Source organism: Aneurinibacillus sp. UBA3580 (assembly GCF_002375825.1).
Taxonomy (GTDB): domain Bacteria; phylum Bacillota; class Bacilli; order Aneurinibacillales; family Aneurinibacillaceae; genus Aneurinibacillus; species Aneurinibacillus danicus.
The window spans coordinates 2,854-11,299 of sequence record NZ_DFMZ01000070.1 but is presented as its reverse complement, the minus strand read 5'-3'; the positions used below and the strand labels follow the sequence as shown (position 1 = coordinate 11,299).

Below are 8,446 nucleotides of genomic sequence, written 5' to 3'. Positions count from 1 at the left end.
AAAAGTCAGCCGCCCTTCCCTTCATTTTCATGGCAGGACTTGTGGCCGTTCAGCCATGATAGCTTCGTTAACGGAAAGGGAGATTGTATTTTTTTATATTTTACATATAATAATAAATCTAAAGACCTATATGTCATGAGTTAAGTCATATATTTTTTCAGATAATACCGTTTAATCCGGAAAATATATATACTATTATTGGTCTAAAGACCTTTAGATCATAAAATAAATAAATCATGGTGATAATTGTGTATCATACGAACAGAAGAAAAGAAGAACGCCAATTTTTAGAGATTCCTCTCTGCTCTGAAGTAACGATTGGTTCAATTAATAAGCAAGAGATTTCATGCGGTGTAATGAAAATTTGTATTAAAGATGTCTCGATTCACGGCTTACGCTTTATCTCCTCCCTTCGCTTCCCTGTAAACTCGAATCTTCTGCTTAAGTTCCAAACCCGAATTATGGATATGCTTATCACGCTAACCGGACAGATTATATGGCGAAGCTCCTCCCCGTTCAAACCGAGCACTTATGAATACGGGGTGCAACTGCTTCACGACGATTTTACCCGTTCATTATTCACAAAGTTATTTAATAATATGAGCGTCTGGCTCAAAAAAGTTCCATTTGTTCCAGGGTGTCGCTTCTGCAACACAGAAAGCTGTCCACTTTATTCCGTCAACAAACAAAAAGCGCAATGAAAAGACGCTCCGTTTAAGGGAACGAAGCGTCTTTTCCAATACTATTCTACGGTTTCTTTCTTGCGCTTATCACGCGGTATTTTACGTGCAACACCGGTTTTAATCGCTGCATCCACGACAGCATCCCGCACATTCTTCACAACCTTGTCATTGAAGACGCTTGGAATGATATACTGCTCGTTCAACTCTTCCTCTGTGATAATAGAGGCGATGGCTTGCGCCGCCGCGACTTTCATCTCTTCATTGATATCTGTAGCCCGGCAATCAAACGCCCCGCGGAAAATGCCCGGGAAGCAAAGCACATTATTAATCTGGTTCGGATAATCAGAACGCCCGGTTGCAAGCACCCGCACAATGCCAGCCGCTTCTTCCGGATCGATTTCCGGCTGTGGATTAGCCATAGCGAATACAATCGGATCCTTTGCCATTGTTTGCACCATTTCTTTAGACAGGATGTTACCGCGCGATACGCCGATGAAGACATCAGCGCCCACCAGCGCATCCGCTAATTGTCCCTGCACATCGTCCGGATTCGTGATGTTCGAAATTTCTTCCCACACCGGATTCTCGTACGTAACGGAGCGGGACAGAATACCGTCGCGATCCACCCCGATGACCTGCTTGGCGCCTGCGCTCAACAGAATCTTTGTGCAGGCGACACCCGCCGCGCCCATGCCGGTCACAACAATCTTACAATCTTCAATCTTTTTGTCGACGATTTTTAACGCATTCAGCAAGCCGGACAGGATGACGACCGCTGTTCCGTGCTGATCATCATGGAATACCGGAATATCCAGACGTTCACGTAGCGCCTTCTCAATTTCAAAGCAGCGCGGTGCAGAAATATCCTCCAGGTTGATGCCGCCGAATGCCGGCGCCATGCGTACAATTGTTTCAATAATTTCATCTGTATCTTTCGTATCCAGACAAATCGGGAATCCGTCCACCTGCGCCAGTTGCTTAAACAGCATTGCTTTCCCTTCCATTACCGGCATTGCAGCATATGGCCCGACGTCACCAAGCCCTAACACCGCCGTTCCGTCGCTCACGATAGCGACTGTATTCCGTTTAATGGTAAGCTTGTACGCTTTATACGGATCCTGAGCAATCGCTTCGCATACGTTTGCCACGCCCGGCGTGTAAACACGGGATAAGTCCTCCCGGTTCTGAATTGGGCGCTTCGCCCGTACCTCGATTTTCCCGCCGATATGGCTCAAGAATGTCCGGTCCGATACTGTAATAATCTCTACACCCGGCAGTGCTTCAATGTTCTTAATGACTTCCTCGATTTGCGGTCTGCTTTTTGTGTTAATTGTATAGTCACGCACCGTAGCTTCATTTGACGACTGTACAACGTCCATCGCCACGATATCCCCGTTCGCTTTGCCAACTGCAGTCGCGATATCCACAAAATTTACTTTGCGCACATCCAATTGCAAGCGCAAAATAATACTGGTTCCTAATAATGTAAACGGCTTCATGTTCTCCTCCTTTTTCCAAAAACCCAAAAATACATGATCCATGATCATAGTAATACAACTGTTTATTTTAACTGTAACAGCAGGAAAAAGGAAAGTCCCTATAGCACTTTTGAAAATATTAGCATGGAAAAAATGTTATAAACACACAGCCAGGTTTTTATAATGCCTCTTTCACCTTATATCTCCATTATCATTAAGTGGATTCATGCCCGCTTCTTCAGCTTTATCGGTTAGAGAATGAAGGCTATCGACGATGGAGGTTAGACGAACAAGGTGCTGCTGTACCTGGCCGGGCGATTGCGCTGTCTCCTTCAAGCTTGTTGCACATTCCACCAGCTGATCCGCAAGCCGATGTGCCAATGTAATATCAAACTGTCGATCCATATTTTCACCTCACGATACGTTTCTTCTCTTTAGTATGGAAGAAAAATGCGAAAGCATACTCAAAGCGTTTTTGTCTTTACTCGTTTAACTTCATAAATCAAAATGGTATAATGGGATGCAATGAGACAAGCATACTCATTTAGTTTCCGTGTATAGATAGGCAGGAAAGGAGTTAAGGATTCATGAAAGAAATGAATGCACAACAAATTATCGAATTTATCCAAAAAAGTGAGAAGAAAACACCGGTTAAAGTACATATTAAAGGAGATATCGAAGGCATTGATTTTGGTGCCAATACAAAATCCTTTATCACTGGCAATGTAGGTGTTGTGTTTGGCGACTGGAAAGAAGTCCAGCCGGTGCTTGAAGCCAACCAGGCGAAAATCGAAGACTATGTGGTGGAAAATGACCGCCGCAACTCTGCGATTCCGCTGCTCGACATGAAAAATATCCAGGCTCGCATCGAGCCGGGCGCCATCATTCGCGACCAGGTAGAGATCGGAAACAACGCGGTTATCATGATGGGCGCTATGATTAACATTGGGGCAGTTATCGGCGAAGGCACAATGATTGACATGAACGTTGTAGTAGGTGGCCGCGGTACCATCGGTAAGAACTGCCATATCGGCGCCGGTGCCGTTATCGCAGGCGTTATCGAACCGCCGTCTGCTAAGCCAGTTGTTATTGAAGACGACGTTGTGGTTGGTGCAAATGCGGTCATTCTCGAAGGTGTACGCGTAGGACAGGGCTCCGTCGTTGCCGCAGGTGCGGTCGTTATCGATGATGTACCGCCGAACAGCGTAGTGGCAGGTACACCGGCGCGCGTAATTAAAACGATCGACGAAAAAACAAAATCTAAGACGGAAATTAAACAGGAACTCCGTCAACTGTAATCGACGCGGAAAGCTGGCGCTCGGCCTGGACAAGCAAGGGCCGGACGCCGGTTTTTCTTTTTCATGAATGAAGAGGTGATACATTTATGGGCGTGGACGCACTGCCATTTATTAAAATTCGCCGGGAACTGCACAAGATTCCGGAACCGGGCTTTAAAGAGTTTAAAACACAGCGTTTCCTGCTGGATTATCTGAACGGTTTACCGCAGGAGCGGATGGAAATCAAGACGTGGCGTACCGGCATCCTGGTAAAAGTCAGGGGTTCCAACCCGAGCAAGCGCCTGGGCTACCGGGCTGATATGGACGGTCTGCCCATCACAGAAGAAACTTCCTGTGAATTCCGTTCCACTCACCCCGGGTTTATGCACGCCTGCGGCCATGATATGCACATGGCAATCGCGCTTGGCGTTCTGACGCACTTTGTGGAAAACCAGGTCAAAGACGACTTGATTTTCATTTTCCAACCTGCGGAGGAAGGTCCGGGGGGCGCGCAGCCGATGCTTGCAAGCAAGGAGTTTCAGGATTTTCAGCCGGATGCGATATTCGCTCTGCACATCGCACCGGAGTATCCGGTGGGTACGGTTGCGCTCAAACCGGGAATTCTGTTCGCCAATACGTCGGAGCTATTTATTGACCTAAAGGGCAAAGGCGGACATGCCGCATTCCCGCATACCGCGAACGACATGGTTATCGCAGCGGCCCATCTGGCGACACAACTGCAAAGCATTGTCTCCCGCAACATCGATCCGCTTGATTCCGCCGTCGTTACCATCGGCAAAATCGAAGGCGGCACCAAACAGAATATTATCGCCGAGAAAGCGCGGTTAGAAGGCACCATCCGTACGCTTTCGATGGAATCAATGCAGAAGGTCAAGTCACGCATCGAAGCGCTGGTGCGCGGTACAGAAGCCGGATTCGAATGCAGTGCCGCCATCGACTATGGGGCTAATTACTGCCAGGTATACAACGATGAAACGCTGACCCGCGAGTTTATGGACTGGGTACAGGAGAGCGGCGTAGCCAACCTGATTGAGTGCAAAACAGCGATGACCGGTGAAGATTTTGGCTACTTTCTCGCAGAAATCCCGGGCTTCCTCTTCTGGCTCGGTGTCAATACGCCGTACGGGCTGCACCATGCGAGAATCGAACCGGATGAAGACGCCATCGAGGTGGCCATCCGGGTGCTCACACAATATTTTACATTTAAGGCCTCCTAAAAAAGGCCGGTTGCGATTCACTCGCGCCGGCCTCTTTTCATATTTTCATTCTGCTTCAACCGGTGATTTATACTGATTTCGCAGACAGAATTTCAGTATTTTTCCCGATGCGTTACGGGGGATTGCCTCCAAAATATACATCCGGAAATAACCATACCTTCCCTTCTTACATCCCCAGATTTTTGGCAATGATCACTTTCATAATCTCGTTTGTGCCCGCATAAATGGCGGCCACCGGAATGTCACGGTAGCGGCGGGCGATCGGGTATTCTTCCATATAACCATAGCCGCCATGCAATTGCATGCACTGGTTGGCAACACGCCGCGCCATCTCCGTCGTCCACCATTTGGCCATCGACACCTGGGTTACGACATCTTTACCCTGCATGTGGTTAACAATGAGATCGTCTACGAACGTGCGGCCCACCTCGATTTCCGTCGCCATCTCCGCAATCGTGAATTGGATGTGCTGAAGCTTTGATAGCGGTTTGCCGAACGCTTCCCGTTCTTTCACATACTGTAGCGTCATCCGAAGCATCTCTTCGGCGGCGGTTTGTGCGCAGATTGCGACCACAAGCCGCTCCTGCTGCAGCTTTTCCATCAGATAGATAAACCCTTTCCCCTCCTCACCAAGCAGGTTAGCTACAGGTACACGCGCATCTTCGAAAATCAGTTCCGCCGTGTCCTGACTGTGCAGCCCCACTTTATCAAGCTTGCGTCCGCGTGAGAAGCCCGGGGTGTTCCGCTCGACCAAGAGCAGGCTTACCCCTTTGTGCGGCGGATTGGCTTTCGGATCAGTCTTGCATGCAACCAGAATCAAATCTGACTGGATGCCGTTCGTAATAAATGTTTTTTGGCCGTTCAAAATGTAGTAATCCCCGTCTCTAATCGCTGTGGTACGAATGCCTGCCAGGTCTGAACCTGCACCAGGCTCCGTCATTGCAATCGCGGTAATCACGTCCCCGGCCACGCAAGGCGGCAGATATTTTGCTTTCTGCTCTTCCGTTCCGTAGGAGACAATGTACGGTGTCACAATGTCATTGTGCAGGCCGATGCCCACCAGCCCGGAACCGATGCGTTCCAGCTCTTCATTGATAATGACAGAGAAGCCGAAATCGACGCCCAGGCCGCCGTATGCTTCATCTACCCACGGACATAAAAATCCGTTGTCGCCCATCTTCTTCCAGAACTCACGTGGAATGATTCGATCCTGTTCCCATTGGTCGAAATACGGAGCCGCTTCTTTCTCCAGAAACTTGCGGAGCGAATCCCGAAACATCAAGTGCTCCTCGGAAAAATATGCCCGCGCCGGATTGCGTGATGTCAGCGTAGTAGTTCCCACGAAATCTCCTCCCTCATTAACTTTTCGTTCGCTGCCCTGCCAGAAACGGTCGCACAGTTCGCGCTTCAGAATTTTTCAGCATGAGCAGCGCCATCCAATCGCTTTTCTGTACATGGAGCCCGCATCCCGCTCTCCTTACAACTACTTCATGTTTTTGAAAATTCCTTCTTATTTATTCAAAAATTTTCCATCCATCCTCCTGTTCCTTATTTTTTCATACAGTTTTCAGAGAAAATGCTTATAGTAAAGTTAAGGATTACTGGCAAAAAGGGGGGCTACGCAATGCGCATCCTGCTCGCGGAAGATGATCGAAAATTAGGAAACTTAATTGCGCATATGCTGAAAAAAGAAAGATACGCTGTGGACTGGACAATGAATGGAATGGAGGCATACGAACGTTCGGAAGCGGAACTGTACGATTTGCTAATTTTAGATTGGATGATGCCCGGGAAAGACGGAATTTCTGTTTGCCGCGATCTACGACAGGAAGGCTATCAGGGAGCAATTTTGCTTCTGACCGCACGGGATTCAGTAGATGATCGGGTATGCGGGCTTGACGCGGGAGCAGACGATTATCTGGTGAAACCGTTCGATTTCGCTGAACTGTTCGCACGCATTCGCTCGCTGCTGCGCCGCAGGCAACTTCCGCTTGCGGAAGAAGTCATTCCTATTCGCGATCTACTGCTGAATTGTAATCAGAGAAGTGTACAGCGAAATGGAGAAGACATTCAGCTTACCCCGCGTGAATTCCAACTACTTGAACTACTTGCACGCAATCGCGGGCACATCGTGCCGCGCGATACCATCCTCGACCGTGTCTGGGGGTACGATGCGGAAGTAAGCAGCAACACGCTGGACGCTTTCGTGCGCCTGCTGCGCAAAAAGATTGATCGCCCCGGGGAAAGTACGCTAATTCGCAACGTACGTGGCATCGGCTATAAGCTAGAGGTGTAGTATGTTAAAAAAAACTCATACCCGCCTAACGATATTATTTACTGGCTTAATGGTACTGTTTCTATCAGCGTTTGCGGTGATTAGTTATTTCTCATTTTCATTCATTTTGTACCGCGACAGTAAATATCAGACGCTCGAGCTGGCCGAACAGGAAGCGCAGGAGCACAGGCACAGTTTTGAGCACGATTTTAAAAAGAAAGAGCACATCGATTACAATCCACAAGATTCTTCCTTTTATTATATTGTTCGCCGTGATGGACAAGTCATCGGTGGGGATGAGAGCTTTCCGACCCTTCGTGTCCCCATCATGGAACGTCTGGTCGACTGGCATCCAGGGCCGGATGAGGTTCGAATCGAAGAATTCAAGCTTGAAGGCGACAAGAAAATTTATATGGTTATCGCCGGACGTGCTGTCTACAAGAATGGAGACATTATAGGGGCTATCTATGCAGGCAAAGACATTACCCAGCAGCGGATGACACTTAACCGGCTCACCACCGTATTGGGCATTATAGCCGCCCTCTTTGCCATTGTCTCTTCCGCTCTGGGCTATTATATGGCGGGCCACGCTATGCGCCCGATTGCCCGCTCGTTTGCAAGACAGCGTGAGTTCGTAGCGGATGCATCCCATGAACTTCGCACTCCACTCAGCATTCTCCACTCCTCCCTTGAGGTGTTGGACAGCGAGGAAAGGGAGCACCTCTCTCCCTTCTCGCAGCAAATTATGGACGATATGAAGGACGAAGTGGCACGGATGCGCTCGCTAGCCGAAAATTTGCTGACGCTGGCGCGCGCGGACTCCGGTGCACTGGAAGTGACGAAGGAGACGTTTGATCTGTGTCCCATAGCGGAAAAGCTGGTCCGCTCGTTCCAACCGCTACTCTCCGAACGGGGGCAAACATTGGAACTCAATACGCCCGAAAAATTTGTGATGTATGCCGATAAGGAACGGATTACACAACTTCTCTGTATCCTATTGGACAATGCCAGGAAATACACCCCGCAAGGCGGACAAATCACCCTTCGTCTTTATGAAACCAGAAAAGGAAAAGAGCGCATGCTATGCATCGACGTACAGGATACGGGAATCGGGATTCCACCTGAAGAACAGGCTCGCATTTTTGATCGATTCTACCGCGTAGATAAGGTTCGTTCGCGGGAGTTGGGAAGCACCGGTCTCGGACTTTCGATCGCCAGTTGGATTGTCCGTGTCCACCAGGGTGTTATCCGGGTACAAAGCGAGCCTGGAAACGGAAGCACATTTACCGTGCAATTCCCAGCAAAATACGCAGGGCAAGCACGCAAGCGGTTATAGCGGCAGTTCCGCTATATACAATCTGCATCCACAAGGCGTTCGTATCTGTTCCCAATATGACGCCGTGAGTTAACGCCAGCGCATAGGCCAGAAACGCGCCATAATGAATGAGACGCCATGCCCTTCTCCCGATTTTCTTCTGCAAATCGGAAGAGAGGA

8 protein-coding genes and 1 pseudogene are annotated in these 8,446 nt (G+C 48.8%); 5 read left to right on the top strand and 4 right to left on the bottom strand.

What is annotated here, in order from left to right:
* Positions 1-236: 236 nt before the first annotated feature.
* Positions 237-701, top strand: a complete 465-nt coding sequence (locus B2899_RS18460; RefSeq protein ID WP_414631770.1) for a PilZ domain-containing protein — start codon at positions 237-239, stop codon at positions 699-701.
* Between the two features lie 41 nt (positions 702-742).
* Here the strand turns inward: B2899_RS18460 and B2899_RS10810 are convergent, their stop codons facing one another.
* Both B2899_RS10810 and B2899_RS10805 read right to left on the bottom strand, forming a co-directional pair.
* Positions 743-2,182, bottom strand: coding sequence for an NAD-dependent malic enzyme (locus B2899_RS10810; RefSeq protein WP_146808204.1), 1,440 nt, complete (start codon positions 2,180-2,182; stop codon positions 743-745).
* A 171-nt stretch (positions 2,183-2,353) separates the two neighbouring features.
* A complete protein-coding gene (locus tag B2899_RS10805; RefSeq protein WP_286885726.1) occupies positions 2,354-2,566 on the bottom strand; it encodes a hypothetical protein in 213 nt (70 codons plus the stop codon).
* Between the two features lie 182 nt (positions 2,567-2,748).
* Between B2899_RS10805 and dapD the strand changes: the two genes are divergently transcribed.
* Together dapD and B2899_RS10795 are read left to right on the top strand one after the other, a co-directional pair.
* The gene (gene dapD, locus B2899_RS10800; RefSeq protein WP_286885723.1) at positions 2,749-3,459 is read left to right on the top strand and encodes a 2,3,4,5-tetrahydropyridine-2,6-dicarboxylate N-acetyltransferase; all 711 of its coding nucleotides are present in this window, start codon (positions 2,749-2,751) and stop codon (positions 3,457-3,459) included.
* Positions 3,460-3,545: 86 nt separating this feature from the next.
* Positions 3,546-4,676, top strand: a complete 1,131-nt coding sequence (locus B2899_RS10795; protein WP_286885720.1) for an N-acetyldiaminopimelate deacetylase — start codon at positions 3,546-3,548, stop codon at positions 4,674-4,676.
* A gap of 166 nt (positions 4,677-4,842) precedes the next feature.
* Here the strand turns inward: B2899_RS10795 and B2899_RS10790 are convergent, their stop codons facing one another.
* Positions 4,843-6,018, bottom strand: coding sequence for an acyl-CoA dehydrogenase family protein (locus tag B2899_RS10790; RefSeq protein WP_286885718.1), 1,176 nt, complete (start codon positions 6,016-6,018; stop codon positions 4,843-4,845).
* Positions 6,019-6,300: 282 nt separating this feature from the next.
* Between B2899_RS10790 and B2899_RS10785 the strand changes: the two genes are divergently transcribed.
* Positions 6,301-6,972: a response regulator transcription factor gene (locus B2899_RS10785; RefSeq protein ID WP_286885716.1), complete on the top strand. Its 672-nt coding sequence runs from the start codon at positions 6,301-6,303 to the stop codon at positions 6,970-6,972.
* A 1-nt stretch (position 6,973) separates the two neighbouring features.
* The gene (locus tag B2899_RS10780) at positions 6,974-8,287 is read left to right on the top strand and encodes a sensor histidine kinase (RefSeq protein WP_286885713.1); all 1,314 of its coding nucleotides are present in this window, start codon (positions 6,974-6,976) and stop codon (positions 8,285-8,287) included.
* On the opposite strand, the pseudogene B2899_RS10775 reads toward B2899_RS10780, so the two are convergent.
* Positions 8,235-8,446, bottom strand: a pseudogene (locus tag B2899_RS10775) (ferric reductase); the annotation flags it as partial. The gene B2899_RS10780 and the pseudogene B2899_RS10775 overlap by 53 nt on opposite strands.